The sequence below is a fragment of the Micromonospora sp. WMMD882 genome, assembly GCF_027497255.1.
Lineage (GTDB): Bacteria > Actinomycetota > Actinomycetes > Mycobacteriales > Micromonosporaceae > Micromonospora.
Map to the genome: position 1 here is coordinate 1,179,051 of NZ_CP114903.1, position 18,643 is coordinate 1,197,693.

Below are 18,643 nucleotides of genomic sequence, written 5' to 3' on the forward strand. Positions count from 1 at the left end.
ACGGCCTCCCGGTCACCCGGATGAGCTGGCGAAACCCGCCAGACCGGTGGTGGCGACCAGCACGTCCTGACCCGAAATCCGCGCTCGTTTTCATCGCGTCGGCAACCTTTCCGACCCGCCAACCCGTCTGGACCCGAGAACGGTCGACGGCTGGTCGGCAAAAGGTCCCTCTGTTTAGGACAAGTGCATGCAGCATCCCGATCAGGCAGCATCCCGACACGATTCGCCCGCACCGTCCGAAGTAGAGGAATGGCTGAGGGCGCGGCTGGCCGTTCAGCTCGGTCTGGACGCCGCCGGGTTGGACCCGCACGAGCGCCTCAACCGGTACGGCCTCAATTCCCTGCGGGCCGCCGAGCTCATCGCCGCGCTTTCCGGGTACCTGAACCGTCCGCTGCCGGCGACACTTGTGTGGGATCACCCGACCATCGACGCGATCGTCCGATTCCTCACCGGCGACGCCGCGCCGCCGACCGCGTCGACGCCCCGCCCGACGGTGCGGGAATCCGAACCCATCGCCGTCGTCGGGATGGCATGCCGCTTTCCGGGAGCGCCGAACCCGGACGCCTACTGGCAATTGTTGACCCAGGGTGTCGACGCCGTCACCGAGGTTCCCGCCGACCGTTGGGACCTCGACGACTACTTCAGCCCGTCACCCGACGCGCCCGGCCGGATGAGCACCCGGTGGGGCGGCTTCCTCGACCAGGTCGACCAGTTCGACGCCGGATTCTTCGGCCTCGCCCCACGCGAGGTCGTCCAGATGGACCCGCAGCAACGACTGGTCCTGGAGCTGGCCTGGGAGGCGCTGGAGGACGCCGGCATCCCCCCGACCGCCCTGCGGGGCAGCCCCGTCGGCGTCTTCTGCGGAGCGATGTGGCACGACTACGCCCGCCTGGCCGGCCACCGCGAGGAGATCTCCCCGCACACCGCGACCGGGCAGGACCTCAGCGTCGTCGCCGCCCGGGTGTCCTACCTGCTCGGCCTGCAGGGCCCCAGCCTGGTGGTCAACACGGCCTGCTCGTCCGCGCTGGTGGCGGTCCACCTGGCGTGCCAGAGCCTACGCGCCGGCGAGGCCACGACAGCGCTGGCCGGCGGCGTCAACCTCACCATCGCCCCGGAGAGCACCGTGGCGATGTCCAAGTTCGGGGCGATGTCCCCCGACGGCCGGTCCAAGGCGTTCGACGCGCGCGCCAACGGCTACGTCCGCGGCGAGGGCGCCGGCATCGTCGTGCTCAAGCCGCTGTCCCGGGCGCTCGCCGACGGCGACCCCGTCCACTGCGTGATCCGCGGCTCCGCGGTCAACAACGACGGCTTCAGCAACGGTCTCACCGCGCCCAACCCGCAGGCGCAGGTGGCGATGCTCCAGGCCGCCTACGACCGCGCCGGCGTGCCGCCCGAGCGGGTCCACTACGTGGAGACCCACGGCACCGGCACCATGCTCGGCGACCCGATCGAGGCCAACGCGATCGGCGCGGTGCTGGGCGCGAACCGGGCCGCGGACCGGCCGCTGACCATCGGCTCGGTCAAGACCAACATCGGGCACCTGGAGGCCGCCGCCGGCATCGCCGGACTGATCAAGACGGTCCTCGCCGTCCGGCACCGGACCATCCCGCCGAACCTGCACTTCACCCGGCCGAACCCGCACATCCCCTTCGACCGGATCAACCTGCGGGTGCCGCAGACCGTCGAGCCGTGGCCCTGCCCGCAGGAGCGGGCGCTGGCCGGGGTGAGCGCCTTCGGCTTCGGCGGGACGAACTGCCACGTCGTGCTGGAGGGGACCACCGCGCAGCCGACCAGCCTGCTGCCGCTGTCCGCGCCCGACCCCGGCACGCTGCGCGGGCTCGCCCAGGCCGTACGGGAGGCGGCCACCACCACGCGGTCGCTGCCCGACCTGTGCTGGAGCGCCGCCGACCGGTACGCGCGCCGGCACCCGTACCGCCTGGCGTTGCCCGCCCGCACCCGCGAGGAGCTGGTGACCGGGCTCGACCAGTGGCTCGCCGCCGCCCCCACCACCGACCCGTCGCCGTCCGTCCCGCCCCGGGTGGTCTTCGTGTTTCCGGGTCAGGGTGGTCAGTGGGTGGGGATGGGGCGGGAGTTGGCGCGGTCGGAGCCGGTGTTTCGGGGGGTGTTGGTGGAGTGTGCGGCGGTGTTCGGGGAGTTTGTGGAGTGGTCGTTGCTGGATGTGGTGGAGGGTGGGTCGGTTCCTGAGGGGATCGATGTGGTGCAGCCGGTGTTGTTCGCGGTGCAGGTGGGGTTGGCGGCGTTGTGGCGGTCGTGGGGGGTGGAGCCGGCGGCGGTGGTGGGGCATTCGATGGGTGAGGTGGCGGCGGCGTGTGTGGCGGGGGTGTTGTCGTTGTCGGACGCGGCTCGGGTGATCTGTGTGCGGTCGGGGTTGTTGCGGGGGATTTCGGGTCGTGGGGCGATGGCGGTGGTGGAGTTGGGCGCGGGTGAGGTGGAGGAGGTGGTGGCGTCGTTTGGTGGTGCGGTGGTGGTGGCGGCGTGGAACGGGCCGGTGACGACGGTGGTGGCGGGGTCGTCGGAGGCGGTGGACGAGGTGGTGGGGTTGTTGTCGGCGCGGGGGGTGTTCGCGCGGCGGGTGCAGGTGGATGTGGCGTCGCACAGTCCGCAGGTGGACGGGTTGCGGGGGGAGTTGTTGGCGGGGTTGGGGTCGGTGTCGCCGGGGGTGGGTTCGGTGCCGTGGTATTCGACGGTGCGGGGTGGGGTGTTGGCTGGTGGTGAGGCGGTGGCGGGGTACTGGTGGGAGAATCTGCGGGAGCCGGTGCGGTTCGCGCCGGTGGTGGGGCGGTTGTTGGCCGACGGGTTGACGTGTTTCCTGGAGATCAGCCCCCACCCCGTCCTCAGCGCCGCCGTCGAGCAGAGTCTGGCCCGTCACCACGGGCCCGGCGTCACCCTCGCCTCCACCCGCCGCGACGAGGACGAACGCGCCGCGCTGCTCGACACGGTGGCCCGGCTGCACCAGCTCGGGCAGCCGATCCACTGGCCGGCGCTGTACCCGCCGGACGTCACGGCGGTGCCGCTGCCCCCCGCGCCGACAGGACCCGTCAGCACGCCGGGCGACGTCGGCGCGACGCCGGTCGAGCCGGGTGACGGGGCCGGACCCGACGGGAGCGCGCCCACCGGGGACCGCCCCGACGCCGGGGACGCCGTGCTGGTGCCGCTGTCGGCGCACACCCCGGCCGCCCTGGCCGAGCTGACCCGACGTACGGCGGAGCTGCTGCGGCGGCGACCCAACACCGACCTGCGCGACCTCGGCCACACCGCCGCCGTCCGCCGGGCCCACCACGGGGTGCGGCTCGCCGTCACCGCGACCTCCACCGCCGACCTGGCCACCCAGCTCGAAGCGCGGCTCGCCGAGGGGAACCTGCCCGTCGCGGCGTCTTCCGGCAACCCCCGGAAAGTCGTCTTCGTGTTTCCGGGTCAGGGTGGTCAGTGGGTGGGGATGGGGCGGGAGTTGGCGCGGTCGGAGCCGGTGTTTCGGGGGGTGTTGGTGGAGTGTGCGGCGGTGTTCGGGGAGTTTGTGGAGTGGTCGTTGCTGGATGTGGTGGAGGGTGGGTCGGTTCCTGAGGGGATCGATGTGGTGCAGCCGGTGTTGTTCGCGGTGCAGGTGGGGTTGGCGGCGTTGTGGCGGTCGTGGGGGGTGGAGCCGGCGGCGGTGGTGGGGCATTCGATGGGTGAGGTGGCGGCGGCGTGTGTGGCGGGGGTGTTGTCGTTGTCGGACGCGGCTCGGGTGATCTGTGTGCGGTCGGGGTTGTTGCGGGGGATTTCGGGTCGTGGGGCGATGGCGGTGGTGGAGTTGGGCGCGGGTGAGGTGGAGGAGGTGGTGGCGTCGTTTGGTGGTGCGGTGGTGGTGGCGGCGTGGAACGGGCCGGTGACGACGGTGGTGGCGGGGTCGTCGGAGGCGGTGGACGAGGTGGTGGGGTTGTTGTCGGCGCGGGGGGTGTTCGCGCGGCGGGTGCAGGTGGATGTGGCGTCGCACAGTCCGCAGGTGGACGGGTTGCGGGGGGAGTTGTTGGCGGGGTTGGGGTCGGTGTCGCCGGGGGTGGGTTCGGTGCCGTGGTATTCGACGGTGCGGGGTGGGGTGTTGGCTGGTGGTGAGGCGGTGGCGGGGTACTGGTGGGAGAATCTGCGGGAGCCGGTGCGGTTCGCGCCGGTGGTGGGGCGGTTGTTGGCCGACGGGTTGACGTGTTTCCTGGAGATCAGCCCCCACCCCGTCCTCAGCGCCGCGGTGGAGGAGACCTGCCGCCGGCACGGCGACGTCGGGGTGACCCTCGCCTCCACCCGCCGGGACACCGCCGAGCGGCGGTCCATGTTGGACAGCGCCGGTGAGCTCTACCGGCTCGGCGTGCCGCTGGACTGGACGGCGCTGCACCCGACCCGGGGCGCGGTGGTCCGCCTGCCGGAGTACCCCTGGCAGCGGGAGCGGCACTGGCCCGCCGCGCCGACCCGCGGCCGCCGCGCCGTCGGTCACCCGCTGCTCGGCGCGCACGTCGAGTCGTCCCTCGACCGGGACGCGCACCTGTGGACCACCGAGATCGACCTCGACGCGTTGCCGTACCTCACCGACCACCGGGTCCGGGGCCAGGTGGTCGTGCCGGCCACCGCGTACGTCGAGATGGCGTTGGCCGCGACCAGCGAACTGCTCGGCACGCCGACCCCGGTCGTCGAGCGGCTGGAGATCACCCGACCGTTGGCGCCGTCGGCCGAGCGGGCCACCACGATCCAGGTGACCCTGACCGGGCGGCCGTCCGGCGGGTACGGGTTCCGCTGCGCCAGCCGCCAACCGGACGAGGACGGACGCCCGGGCGAGTGGCAGGAGCACGCCCGGGGCGTCGTGCGGGCCGCCGTGGACGTCGAGCCGCCGACCGGACCCGACGACCCCACCGGACCGGACGCCGCGACGACGTCCAGCGGCGACGAGCACTACGCCGCGATGCGCGCCCGCGGACTGGAGTACGGCCCCCGCTTCCAGGGGATCCGCCACCTGCGGCGCAGCCCCGGCGCGGTGACCGCCCGGATCGAGCTGCCCGGGGACTCCCCGGCGTACCTGACGCACCCGGCGCTGCTGGACGCCTGCCTGCAGGCCGCCGTCGCCGCGCTGCCGCAGCAGCCCGCCGACCCGTACGTTCCGGTCGGAGTGGAACGGGTCGAGCTGCGGGAACGCCCCGGCACGGCGGTGACCTGCCAGGCCCGGCCACGGCCGGACACGCCCGCCGACGAGCCGGTCGCCGACCTGGTGGTCCGCGCCGACGACGGCCGGGTGCTGCTCACCGTCACCGGCCTGCGGCTGCGCCGGCTGGACCGGGGCGCGCCCACCGGCGCCGACCTGCTCCACGAGCTGCGCTGGGAGCCGGCGCCCACCTGGACGAGCCCACCGGAGCAGGCGGACTGGCGCGGCCGGTGGCTGGTCCTCGCCGACCGAGGCAGCGCCCTGGACGCCGCGCTGCGGGCCCGCGGTGGCGACTGCGTCGTCGTCCGGCCGGGGGACCGCTACCGGCGGCTCGGCGACGACGCCTACGAGGTCGACCCGGCCCGGCCCGAGCACCTCGTCGACCTGCTCGCCGAGGCGTTCGACGCGCAGCGACCCTGCCGGGGCGTGGTCCACCTGTGGGCGTTGGACGCCCCCGGCGCGGAGGACCCCGAGCGGACCCACCTGCTGGTCGCCGACAGCGTGCTGCACCTGGTGCGGGCGCTGCACGCCGCGCCGGGGGCGCAGCGGCCCCGGCTCTGGCTGGTCACCCGGGACAGCCAGGTCGCGCGGGCCGGCGACCGGCTGGGCGCGCCCTGGCAGGCCCCGCTGTGGGGGCTCGGCCGCACCATCGCCCACGAGCACCCCGACCTGCGCTGCGCCCGCGTCGACCTGGGCGCGGACCGCAACGGCGAGGACGCCGCGCTGCCCGCTGTCCTGCTCGCCCCGACCGACGAGCCGGAGCTGGCCGTACGCGGTGGGGAGCTGCTGGTCTCCCGGCTGGTCGCCCGGGCGGCGCAGACGCCGCCGGCCGTCCCGGAGCCGGCCGGTGACCGGCCGTTCCGGCTGACGCTGGACCGGGTCGGCACCCTCGACCAGCTCCACCTGCGTCCGTTCGACCCGGCCCGCCCCGGTCCCGGCCAGGTGCGCGTCGAGGTACGCGCCGCCGGCCTCAACTTCCGTGACGTCCTCAAGACCCTCGGCCTGTACCCGGGGGTGACGGAGTCGACGGCGCGTCTCGGCGACGAGTGCGCCGGAGTGGTGACCGAGGTCGGCCCGGACGTGACCGTGCCACGGGTCGGCGACCGGGTCGTCGCGGTGGCCGCCGACTGCCTCGGCAGTCACGTCACCGCCGACGCCCGGCTCGTCGCGCCGATGCCCGCCGGGCTGGACTTCGCCGAGGCCGCGACGTTGCCGATCGCCTTCCTCACCGCCGCGTACGCCCTGGAGCACCTGGCCCGGATCGAGCCGGGGGAGCGGGTGCTGGTGCACGCCGCCGCCGGCGGGGTCGGGCTGGCCGCCGTGCAGCTCGTCCAGGCCGCCGGCGCGGAGGTGTTCGCCACCGCCGGCAGCGAGGAGAAACGCGCCTACCTCAAGTCGTTGGGCGTACGGCACGTGATGGACTCCCGGTCCACGGCCTTCGCCGAGCAGGTCCGCGCCGAGACCGACGGGCAGGGCGTGGACGTGGTGCTGAACTCCCTGGCCGGGGATTTCATCACGCACGGCATCGCCGCCCTCGCCCCGTACGGGCGGTTCGTGGAGATCGGCAAGCGGGACATCCACCAGGACCGGCCGATCGGTCTCGGGGAGTTCCGCCGCAACCTGGCGTTCTTCGCCGTCGACCTGGACGCGATGTTCACCGACCGGCCGGAGCGGGTGGGCGCGCTGCTGCGCCGCGTCGTCGCCCGGGTCGACGCCGGGGAGCTGCGCCCGTTGCCGGCGCGCCGGTTCCCGGTCGCCGCCGCCCGGGACGCGTTCCACCTGATGGAGCAGGCCGGGCACCTCGGCAAGGTGGTGCTGACCGTGGCGGACCGGCGGACCGTGCCGGTCGTGCCGCCCGGTGGCGTCCGGGTCCACCCCGACGGCAGCTACCTGGTCACCGGGGGCTTCGGCGGTCTCGGTCTCCAGGTGGCCCGCTGGCTCGCCGACTCCGGCGCGCGGCAGCTCGTCCTGGTCGGCCGGTCCGGGCCGACGCCGCAGGCCCGGCCGGTCCTCGACGAGCTGACCCGCCGCGGCGTACGGGTCGAGGCGCTCGCCGCCGACGTCACCGACCCCGACCAGGTGGCCGGGGCGCTGGACCACGTGCGCGGGCGCCTGTCGCCGCTGCGGGGCGTGGTGCACGCGGCCGGGGTCCTCGACGACGGCATCCTGCTGCAGCAGACCCCCGAACGGTACCGCCGGGTGGCCCGGCCGAAGGTGGACGCCGCCTGGCACCTGCACGAGCAGACCGCCGGCGAGACGCTGGACTTCTTCGTGCTGTTCTCCTCGGTGACGTCGGTGCTGGGCTCACCCGGCCAGGGCGCGTACGCCGCCGGCAACGCGTTCCTCGACGCGCTGGCCCACGCCCGCCGCGCCGCCGGGCTGCCCGCCCTCAGCGTCAACTGGTGCCCGTGGACGTCGGTGGGCATGGCGGCGCGGCTGGAGCAGGGCGGCCAGGAGGCGCTGCGCGGGCTGCGGGCGATCGACCCGGAGCAGGGGACGGCCCTGCTCGGTGGACTGCTCGCGCAGGACACCGCCCAGGTCGCGGTGATGCCGTTCGACGCGGCCGAGTGGGTGGCGGCGTACCCGGCGGCCGGCCGGGCCAACCAGCTCGCCCGGCTCGGCGTCGCCGTGCCGGAGCAGCCGGCGACCGCCGGGGTCCGGGCCGGGTTCCTGGCCGCCGAGCCTGGCCGTCGTCGTCGCGCCGCCGTCGAGACGTACGTGCGGGAGCAGGCGTCCCGGGTGCTGCGGCTGGCCACCTCCCGGATCGGCCTCGACACCCCGCTGCGGTCCCTCGGCTTCGACTCGCTGATGTCGCTGGAGCTGCGTAACCGGCTGGAGGCGGGCCTGGGTGTCGCGTTGCCGTCCACCCTGGTGTGGAACTACCCGACGATCGAGGTGATGGTCCCCTACCTGGCCGGCCGGCTGGGCGTCCCGCTGGACCCGCCCGACGTCGCGCCGGCCGACACGCCGGCGGCCACCGGCGGGGGCAGGGCCCCGTCCACCGACGACGCCTCCGGCGACCTGGCTGAGCTGTCGGTCGACGACCTGACGGCGCTGCTCGCCCAAGAGCTCAACGACCTCGACTCCTGACGGCCGACAAGGAACGGACATGTCCTCAGCGAACCCCTCGGCGGCGACGCTCCAGCGCGCGTTGACCGCGGTGCGTGACCTGCGCGCCAAGCTCGAGGCCAGCGAGCGCGCCCGTACCGAGCCGATCGCGGTGGTCGGCCTGGCCTGCCGCTTCCCGGGCGGCGCGGACAGCCCGGCGGCGTTCTGGGAGCTGCTGCGCGGCGGCGTGGACGCGATCTCCGAGGTGCCCGCCGACCGGTGGGACGCGGACGCCCTCTACGACGCCGACCCCACCGTGCCCGGCCGGGTCACCAGCCGCTGGGGCGGTTTCCTGGACCGGATCGACCGGTTCGACGCGTCCTTCTTCGGCATCTCCCCCCGGGAGGCCGACCAGATGGACCCGCAGCAGCGGATCATGCTGGAGGTGGCCTGGGAGGCGCTGGAGAGCGCCGGCCAGACCACCGGACGGCTGGCCGGCAGCCCGACCGGCGTCTTCGTCGGCGTGCACAGCCACAGCAACGACTACACGTGGCTCCAGTTCGCCGACCCCGAGCAGATCGACACGTACACCGGCACCGGCACCTCGCACAGCGTGATCGCCGGCCGGATCTCGTACCTGCTCGACCTGCGCGGCCCGAGCGTCGCCCTGGACACCGCCTGCTCGTCGTCGCTGGTGGCGGTACACCTGGCCAGCCAGAGTCTGCGCGCCGGGGAGTGCCGTACCGCCCTGGCCGGCGGGGTGAACCTGGCGCTGGGTCCGCATTTCACCATGGCCACCAGCAAGATGCGGATGATGGCCGCCGACGGCCGGTGCAAGACCTTCGACGCCACCGCCGACGGGTTCGTCCGGGGCGAGGGCTGCGGCGCGGTGGTGCTCAAGCGGCTCTCCGACGCCCGCGCCGACGGTGATCCGGTCCTCGCGGTGCTACGCGGCTCGGCGGTCAACCAGGACGGCCGGACCAACGGCCTGACCGCGCCGAGCGGCCGCTCCCAGCAGCGCATCGTCGCGCAGGCGCTGCGTAACGCGGGCGTCGACCCGGCGCAGGTGGGCGCGGTCGAGGCCCACGGCACCGGTACGGCCCTCGGCGACCCGATCGAGATCGAGGCGCTGACCGAGGCGCTCGGCCCGGCGACCCCGGACAGCCGGCCGGTCGCGCTCAGCTCGGTCAAGACCAACATCGGCCACCTGGAGGCCGCCGCCGGCATCGCGGGCCTGATCAAGGTGGTGCTGTCGCTGCGGCACGAGGCGATCCCCGCGCACCTGCACTTCCGGACGTTGAACCCGAACGCCTCGCTGACCGGGTCGCGGTTCGTCGTGCCGACCGAGCTGCGGCCCTGGCCCCGGGGCGAGTGGCCCCGGATCGCCACGGTCAGCTCGTTCGGCTGGTCCGGCACCAACGGCTGTCTGGTGGTCGAGGAGGCCCCCGCCGAGAGCGGGGCCGTCGGTTCCGGGGCCGTCGGCTCTGACGTCGCCGGCGCTGAGGCCGCCGGAGCTGACGCCGGCCGGGTGGAGCTGCTGCCGCTGTCGGCGCGCAGCCCGCAGGCGCTGCGGGCGCTGGCCGAGGCGTACCGGTCGATGCTGGCCACCTCCGACGTGCCGCTGCGTGACCTGTGCTGGACGGCCGGGGCGCGGCGCAGCCACCACCCGTTCCGGGCCGCCGTCACCGGCCGCGACCACGCCGAGCTGGCCGACCGGCTGGCCGTCCTCGCCGACGCGCCGGCCCCCGCCGACGCCGCCGCCCCGGACGCCCCGGCCGGCCCGGTCTTCGTCTTCTGCGGCCAGGGCGCGCAGTGGGCCGGCATGGGCGCGGACCTGATGACCCGGGAGCCGGTCTTCGCGGCCACCATGCGGCACTGTGACGAGCTGTTCCGGGCGCACGCCGGCTGGTCGCCGCTCGACGAGATCCTCGCCGCGCCCGAAGTGTCCAGACTGGACCGCACCGAGGTCGCCCAGCCCGCGCTGTTCGCCGTGCAGGTGTCCCTCGCCGCGCTGTGGCGTTCCTGGGGCATCGAGCCGGAGGCGGTGATCGGCCACAGCGTCGGCGAGGTCGCCGCCGCGTACGTCGCCGGGGCGCTCACCCTCGACGACGCGGTACGGGTGGTCCACCACCGGGGACGGGTGATGCAGTCGGCGCACGGCCGGGGCCGGATGGCGACCGTCGCGTTGCCGCAGCCGGAGGCCGAGGCGCTGATCGCCGGGTACGGTGACCGGCTGGCCGTCGCCGCGGTCAACAGCCCCACCGGCACCGTGCTGGCCGGTGAGCCGGCCGCGCTGGACGAGGTCCTCGCCGGGCTCGCCGAGCGGGGCGTGTTCACCCGGTCGCTGCCGGTCGAGTACGCCTTCCACAGCCCGCAGCAGGCGCCGTTCCAGGCCCCGCTGGTGGCGGCGCTGCACGGGCTCACGCCCCGACCGGCAACCGTGCCGATCGTGTCCACGGTGACCGGTCGGCCCGCCGCCGACGGGGACTTCGGCCCCGCCTACTGGGCGCGCAACATCGTCGAGCCGGTGCGGTTCGCCGCGGCGCTGACCCACCTCGACCCTGCGGTGGACACGTTCGTCGAGGTCGGCCCGCAGCCGGCGCTGGCCCGCCCGATCGCCGAGCACCTCGACCACCACGGCCGCGTCGGCGTGGTGCTGCCCTCGATGCGGGCCGGCGCGGACGGCCAGGCCACGCTGCTCGCCGCGCTGGGCGGCCTCTACCAGGCCAACCACGACGTCGACTGGGCGCGGCTGCACCCCGCCCCGGGCCGGTGCGTGTCGCTGCCCGCGTACCCGTGGCAGCGTCAGCGGCACTGGCTGCGCAGCCCGCGCCGACCGGACGGCCGGGCGGCCCGACCGACCGTGGCGGACGGCCATCCGCTGCTCGGGCGTCGGGCCCGGACCGCCGTGCCGACCTTCGACAGCCTGCTCGACGCGCGCGTGGCCTTCCTCGGCGAGCACCGCGTGCACGGCGTCGCGCTGCTGCCGATGACCGCCTACCTCGACCTGGCCCTGGCCGCCGCCGGCGGCGGTTCACCGGCCCTGTCCGCCGTTACCGGCGGCTCTGCGGCCCTGTCCGCCGCCGGCGGCTCTGCGGCCCTGTCCGCCGCCGGCGGCGAATCGGCTCTGTCCGCTGGCGGCGGGTCGGCTCCGGCCGGGGTGGACGACGAGGTGCCGACCGTGGGTGGCGTCCAGGTCACCGACCTGGTGCTGCACGAGGCGCTGGCGCTGCCCGACGACGACGCCCCCCGGTCGACGCAGGTCGTGCTGACCCCCCTCGGCGACGGCCGCAGCAGGATGGAGGTGTTCAGCCAGCCCGCCACCGACCCGGCCGACGCGCCGTGGACCCGGCACGCCACCGGCACGGTCACCGGGCTTCCCCCGCAGCCGACCGACCGGCGCGATCCGGCGAGCCTCGGCCACGGGCTCACCGCCGTCGACGTCACCGCGTTCTACCAGCGGCTGCGCACGATCGGCATCGAGTACGGGCCGGCCTTCACCGGGATCGGTCGACTCTGGCGCGGGGTCGACGAGGCGGTCGGGCACGTCGTCCTGCCCGCCGGACCGGCCGCCGGGCCCGCCGGCTTCCACTGGCATCCCGCCCTGCTCGACGCCGCCCTCCAGGTGGCCCTGGCGGCGTTCCCGGACGACCTGACCGACGCCTGGCTGCCGATCGGCGTGGACCGGTTCACCCCGGCCGCCGCGCCCGGGACGGCGGTGTGGAGCCACGCCCGGTTGCGGCGGCACGACAGCGGCACGGCCGTCGCCGACGTCGAGGTACGCCGGGTCGACGGCACGTTGGCCGCCCGGGTCGAGGGACTGCTGCTGCGCCGCGCCGACCGGCACGCGGTCCGCCGGCACACCGGCCCGGACCTCTGCTACGAGATCGGCTGGGAGCCGGCGGCGCTCGCCCCGGCCGCCACCGGGCCCGGGGACTGGCTGGTGCTGGCCGACCGGGGCGGCGCCGGGGCGGCCCTGGCCGACCTGCTGCGCGCCCGGGGCGCGACGGTCGACCTGCTCGACGCCCCCGACGAGCTGCCCGGGTCGCTGCGGACCCCGGGGCGGACCTGGCGCGGCGTGGTCGACCTGACCGGTCTCGACGATCCGGCCGGCGGGCCGGCCGGGAGCGGCCCGCGCCCGCCTGCCGAGGCCCCGCGCCCGGCCGGTCACCGCGCCCCGGCAGCCGCCGATCCGCCTGCCGACGCCCCGCCTGTCGGTGACCTGCCTGCCGGGCTCGCCGACGAGCCCAGCCTGGCGGAGGTCACCGCCGCGCACGAGCGGCGGGTACGGCAGGTGCTCGCCCTGGTGTCGACGCTGTCCGCCGACGGCGACGCGTGTCCCCGCCTGTGGCTGGTCACCCGGGGCGGCCGGGCGGTCACCCCGGGCGCGCCGGTCGCGGTGACCCAGGCCCCCGCCTGGGGCCTGGCCCGCGCGGTCAACCGGGAGTCGGCCGGGCTGCGCTGCGGCGTGGTCGACCTGGACCCGGCCGACGCCGGGTCACTGCCCCCGACGCTGCCGGACGTGCTGCTGACCGCCGAACCCGAGGACGAGTACGCGCTGCGCGACGGCGTCGTCCACGTGCCCCGCCTCGCGCCGGCCCGGCCGACGCCCACGCCGGTCGACGCCGGGCCGGTGCGGTTGCGCATCCGCGAACGCGGCATGCTGGAACACCTCGCCCTCGGCCCGGCCACCCGGCGCGAGCCGAAACCGGACGAGGTGGAGATCCGGGTCCACGCCACCGGCCTGAACTTCCGGGACGTGCTGAACGCGCTCGGCATGTACCCGGGCGAGGCGGGGCCCCTCGGTCTGGAGTGCGCCGGCGAGGTCGTCGCCGTCGGCGCCGACGTGACCGGTCCGGCCGTCGGGGACCGGGTGCTCGCGCTGGCCCCGGCGAGCTTCGGCACGTACGTCACCGTCGCCGCCGACCGGGTCGCCCCGGTTCCGGCGTCGCTGGGCTGGGCGGAGGCGGCCACCGTCCCGGTGGCGTTCTGCACCGCCGCGTACGGGTTGCGCCACCTGGCCGGGATCAGGGCCGGCGACCGGGTGCTGGTGCACGCGGCGGCCGGCGGGGTCGGGCTGGCCGCCGTGCAGCTCGCGCTCTCCGTCGGGGCGGAGGTCTTCACCACCGCCAGCCCCGCCAAGTGGCCGGTCCTCGCCGCGCTGGGCGTACGGCACGTGTTCCACTCCCGCACCCTCGACTTCGCCGACGCGATCGGCGAACGCACCGGCGGCGCGGGCGTCGACGTGGTGCTGAACTCCCTGACCGACGACTTCATCCCGCGCAGCATCGGGGCGCTCCGCGCCGGCGGGGTCTTCCTGGAGATCGGCAAGCGTGGCGTCTGGACCGCCGAGCAGGTCGCCCGGCTGCGGCCGGACGTCGCGTACCACCCGTTCGACCTGGGGGCCGTCGTCGACACCGACCCGTCCCTGGTCCGGTCGATGCTGGCGGAGACCACCGCCGCCCTCGACGCGGGCCGGCTGGCCCCGTTGCCGCTGCGCGCGTTCCCGCTGGAGCGGGCCGAGGACGCCTTCCGGCACATGGCCCAGGCCCGGCACGTCGGCAAGGTGGTCGTCGTCCAGGAGCCGTCGCCGGTCGTCCGCGCCGACGCCACGTACCTGGTCACCGGGGGGCTCGGCGGGATCGGTCCGGCGATCGCCGGTTGGCTGGTCGACCGGGGCGCCCGGCGCCTGGCGCTGCTCGGTCGCCGCGCGCCGTCGCCGGAGGTCGAGGCGACCCTGCGGGAGCTGGGCCGCCGCGCCGAGGTCGAGATCCGGCAGGTCGACGTGGCCGACCCGGTCGCCCTGGCCGCCGTGCTCGCCGACCTCGCCGCCACCCGGCCGCCGCTGCGCGGGATCGTGCACGCCGCCGGGGTGCTCGACGACGGGGTCCTCGACCAGCAGACCTGGGAGCGGTTCGCCCCCGTGCTCGCCCCGAAGGTCGCCGGCGGTTGGAACCTGCACCGGCTCACCCGGGGGCTGCCCCTGGACTTCCTGGTGCTCTGCTCGTCGGCCGCGTCGCTGCTCGGCTCGGCCGGTCAGGCCGGCTACCTCACCGCGAACACGTTCCTGGACGCCCTGGCCCACCACCGGCGGGCCCGGGGCCTGCCCGCGACCAGCGTCAACTGGGGGCCGTGGGCGGACGGCGGGATGGCCGCCCGGATGAGCGACCAGCAGCGGCGACGCCTCGCCGGGCAGGGCTACCGGGCGATGTCGGCGACCGAGGCCACCGCGGCCCTGGACCGGCTGCTGGACGCCCGGGTCACCCAGGCCGGGGTGTTCGCCGTGGACTGGCCGACCCACCTGCGTCAGTACGGTGACCGGGAACCGGCCCTGCTGGCGCGGCTGCGCCGGGCCACGCCGGCGCCGTCCGCCGGTGACGCCGCCGACGCCCCGGCCGGCGGGACGCGTGCGCGGATCGCCGCCGCGCACCCCACCGAACGTCGCCAACTCCTCCAGGAGCACGTGCAGCGCGCCGCCGTCACCATCCTGGGGTTGCCGCCCGCCCAGCCGGTCAACCCGCACCAGCCGCTGCGCGAGCTGGGCCTGGACTCGCTGATGGCGGTGGAGCTGCGCAACGCGCTGAGCGTCCTCGCCGGGCGTGGGCTGCCCAGCACGCTGGCCTTCGACCATCCCACGGTGGCGAAGCTCAGCGACCACCTGCTCCGGGAGCTGTTCCCGGAGCCCGAGCAGCCCGCGCCGCCGCAGCAGCCGCCGGCCGCGCCCGACGACCTGGTGGCGCGGGTCGCGGCCCTGGACGACGCGGACGTCGAGGCCCTGCTGGCCGCGAAACTCTCCGCCCTGGAGGTGAGGAGCACCCATGAGTGACGCCGCAGCGTCCACCGAGGCGTTGTCCCCGCTCAAACGCGCCCTGGTGGCCATCGAGACCCTCCAGGCCCGCCTGGACGAGGTGGAACGGGCCCGCACCGAGCCGATCGCGGTGATCGGTGTCGGCTGCCGGCTGCCCGGCGGCGCGGACGGCCCGGACGCGTTCTGGGCCCGGCTGCGCGACGGCGTGGACCTGGTCTCCGAGACGCCCGCCGACCGGTGGGACGTCGACGCGTACCACGACCCGCAACAGTCCACCCCGGGCACGATGGGCAGCCGCGACGGCGGGTTCCTGGACCAGGTGGACCGGTTCGACCCGGGCTTCTTCGGGTTGTCGCTGGGCGAGGCGGCCAGCATGGACCCGCAGCAGCGGCTGCTGCTGGAGGTGGCCTGGGAGGCGCTGGAACACGCCGGGCAGCGACCGGCGGCGCTGGCCGGCACCGCCACCGACGTGTACGTGGGCATCAGCACCTGGGACTACTCCCTGCTGCTGGGCGGCGCGCCGATCCGGGGGCTGTCCGGCACCGCGTTCAGCATCGCCGCGAACCGGCTGTCGTACCTGTTCGACCTGCGCGGGGCGAGCCTGGCGGTGGACACGGCCTGCTCGTCGTCGCTGGTCGCGGTGCACCTGGCCTGCCGGAGCCTGCGCGCCGGCACCGCCCGCGCCGCGCTGGCCGGTGGGGTCAACGTGATGCTGTGGCCGGCGACCACGGCGGCGTTCTCCCAGGTCGGGATGCTCTCCCCGGACGGGCGCTGCCGCACCTTCGACGCCGCCGCCAACGGCTACGTGCGCGGTGAGGGCGCCGGGATGGTCGTGCTCAAGCGGCTCCGCGACGCCCGCGCCGACGGGGACCGGATCCTCGCGGTGATCCGCGGCTCGGCGGTCAACCAGGACGGCCACAGCAACGGCCTCACCGCCCCCAACGGGGTGGCCCAGGAGGAGGTCCTGCGGGCCGCCCTGGCCGACGCCCGGATCGCCCCGCGCCAGGTCGACTACGTGGAGGCGCACGGCACCGGCACCACCCTCGGCGACCCGATCGAGGTGCGGGCCCTCGCCGTCGCGCTCGGCGCCGGCCGCGACCCGGACCGACCCCTGACGCTCGGCTCGGTCAAGACCAACACCGGGCACCTGGAGGCCGCCGCCGGCATCACCGGACTCATCAAGGTGGTGCTCGCGCTGCGCCACGGCGAGATCCCCCCGCACCTGCACCTGCGGGAGCTGAACCCGCACGTGGACTGGGACGCGCTGCCGCTGCGGGTGGCCACCGGACGCGCCCCGTGGCCGTCGCCGCCGGGGGAGCGGGTCGCCGGGGTCAGCTCGTTCGGCTTCGGCGGCACCAACGCGCACATCGTCCTCGGCGACGCCCCGCCGCCCGCCGACGGCGGCCCGCCGCCGGACGTGGCCGTCGACCGGCTGACGGGCGTCGCCACCGACCGGCCGGCGCGGCTGCTGGCCGTGTCCGGCCGCACCGGACAGGCGTTGCGTGACCAGGCCCGCCGCTGGGCGGACCGGCTCGCCGCCGACCCCGCGCCGACCCTGGCCGACCTGTGCCACACCAGCACCGCCCGGCGGACCCACTTCGCGCACCGGGCGGCGGTCGCGGTGGCCGACCTCGACGCGGCCCGCGCCGCGCTGACCGGTCTCGCCGCCGGGGAGGCGCCCGAGGGCGTACGGCACGGCGTCGTCCCGGCCGGCGGCGGTGGCCGCCGGATCGCGTTCGTCTTCCCCGGTCAGGGCGGCCAGCACGTCGGCATGGGCGCGGAGCTGTACCGGACCGAGCCGGAGTTCCGTCGGATCGTGGACCGCTGCGCGGAGCTGTTCGACGCGCACCACCCGTGGCGGCTGCGCGACGTGCTGTTCCCGGCCGGGGACGGCGTCCGCTACCCGATCGACGAGACCGAGTACGCCCAGCCGACGCTGTTCACCCTGCAGTGCGCGCTGGCCGCGATGTGGCGCTCCTGGGGGCTGGAGCCGGCCGCGGTGCTCGGGCACAGCCTCGGCGAGTACGCCGCCGCCTGGGTCGCCGGGGTGTTCAGCCTGGAGACCGGCGTCCGGCTGATCGTGGAACGTGGCCGGCTCACCCGGACCCTGCCGCCGACCGGCATGATGGCCGCCTGCTCGGCCCCCGCCGAGGAGGTCGCCGCGCTGCTCGACGGGTACGCCGGCCGGGTGGCGGTCGCCGCGGTCAACGGCCCCGAGCACACCGTCATCTCCGGCGAGCGGACCGCCGTGCAGGAGGTGCTGGAGAAGCTGGAGGAGGACTTCGTCCTGACCCGGCCGCTGCGGGTGTCGTACGCGTCGCACTCGCCGCTGCTGGACCCGATCCTCGACGAGTTCGAGAAGGCCGTCACCGGGCAGGAGTTCGGCGAGCCGAAGATCCCGTTCATGTCCACCTACCTGGCGACGATGCTGCGCTCCGGGGTCTGCCACGACCCGGCGTACTGGCGGCAGCAGTTGCGGGAGCCGGTCCGGTTCCTGGAGGCCGTCCGGGCGCTGGCCGCCGAGGGCTACGACACGTTCCTGGAGATGGGCCCCAAGGACACCCTGATCGAGATGGGTAAACGCTGCCTGCCCCGGGGCGCCGGCCAGTGGCTGCGCTCGCTGGACCCGGAGGCCGGCAACTGGGTGACCGTGCTGGACGCCGCCGCGACCCTGCACACCCACGGCGTCGACCTGGACTGGGTCGCCGTCGACGGCGGCGTCCGGCCCCCGGTCGACCTGCCCACCTACCCGTTCCAGCGGCGTCGCTGCTGGCTGGACCCGGAGCAGATCCGGGCGCACCGCCTGACCACGGAAGACCAGAGGTGACCGCCGTGACCAACATGATCGAGGTGACCGCCGACGGGTCGGGCATCGTCCGGCTCGCCGTCTGCGACCCGGAACGGGAGAACCGGCTCAGCGCCGAGCTGGTCGACGCGCTGATGGCGACGCTGGACAAGCTGGCCGCCGACCCGTCGGTCAAGGTGCTGCTGGTGACCGGCACCCGGGAGGTGTGGTGCGCCGGCGGCACCCTCACCATGCTCAAGGAGATGGCCAGCGGCGTCTACGACGAGCGCCGCCTGCTGGCCCTCTCCGACCGGCTGCTCTCCTTCCCGGTGCCGGTGGTCGGCGCGTTGGAGGGGCACGCCGTCGGCGGCGGGCTGGCCCTGGCGCTGTGCTGCGACCTGACCGTCGCCGCCGAGGAGCGTCGCTACGCGGTCAACTCGGCCAGCATGGGGTTCGCCCCGGCGATGGGGTTGTCGGTGCTGCTGCCCGCCGCCGTCGGCCACCACGTCGCCGCCGAGATGATCTTCACGGGGAAGTACTACAAGGGCCGGGAGCTGGCCGACCGCCGGCTGTTCAACGCGGTCGTCCCCGGCGACGAGGTGCTCGCCCACGCCACCGACCTGGCCGAGCAGATCGCCGAGAAACCCCGCTACGTGCTGGAGCTGCTCAAGGAGACCCTCGCGCTGCCCAAACGGCACCTCCTCCAGGAAGCCGTCGCCCGGGAGCCGCTGATGAACCGGATCTGTTTCAACCAGCCCGGCAGCGACGCGCTGCTCGACCAGACGTACCTCAACTGAGCCGGAACGAGGAGAACACC

4 protein-coding genes are annotated in these 18,643 nt (G+C 75.4%); all 4 read left to right on the forward strand.

Features of this window, described 5'->3' with window-relative positions; all coding sequences use genetic code 11:
- The first annotated feature begins 187 nt into the window (after positions 1-187).
- From O7606_RS04405 to O7606_RS04420, 4 genes are read left to right on the forward strand one after another with little or no spacing between them, the layout of a single operon-like run.
- On the forward strand, positions 188-8,275 hold the full coding sequence (locus O7606_RS04405; protein WP_281597729.1) for a type I polyketide synthase: 8,088 nt from the start codon (positions 188-190) through the stop codon (positions 8,273-8,275).
- 19 nt (positions 8,276-8,294) lie between these two features.
- On the forward strand, positions 8,295-15,059 hold the full coding sequence (locus tag O7606_RS04410) for a type I polyketide synthase (protein WP_281597730.1): 6,765 nt from the start codon (positions 8,295-8,297) through the stop codon (positions 15,057-15,059).
- Complete coding sequence (locus O7606_RS04415) at positions 15,052-17,868, forward strand: type I polyketide synthase (protein WP_281597732.1); 2,817 nt, start codon at positions 15,052-15,054, stop codon at positions 17,866-17,868. Before O7606_RS04410 ends, O7606_RS04415 begins: the two co-directional genes overlap by 8 nt.
- A gap of 14 nt (positions 17,869-17,882) precedes the next feature.
- Positions 17,883-18,623 (forward strand): polyketide synthase, encoded by a 741-nt coding sequence (locus tag O7606_RS04420; protein WP_281599483.1) that lies wholly within the window; start codon positions 17,883-17,885, stop codon positions 18,621-18,623.
- The last annotated feature ends 20 nt before the right edge of the window (positions 18,624-18,643 follow it).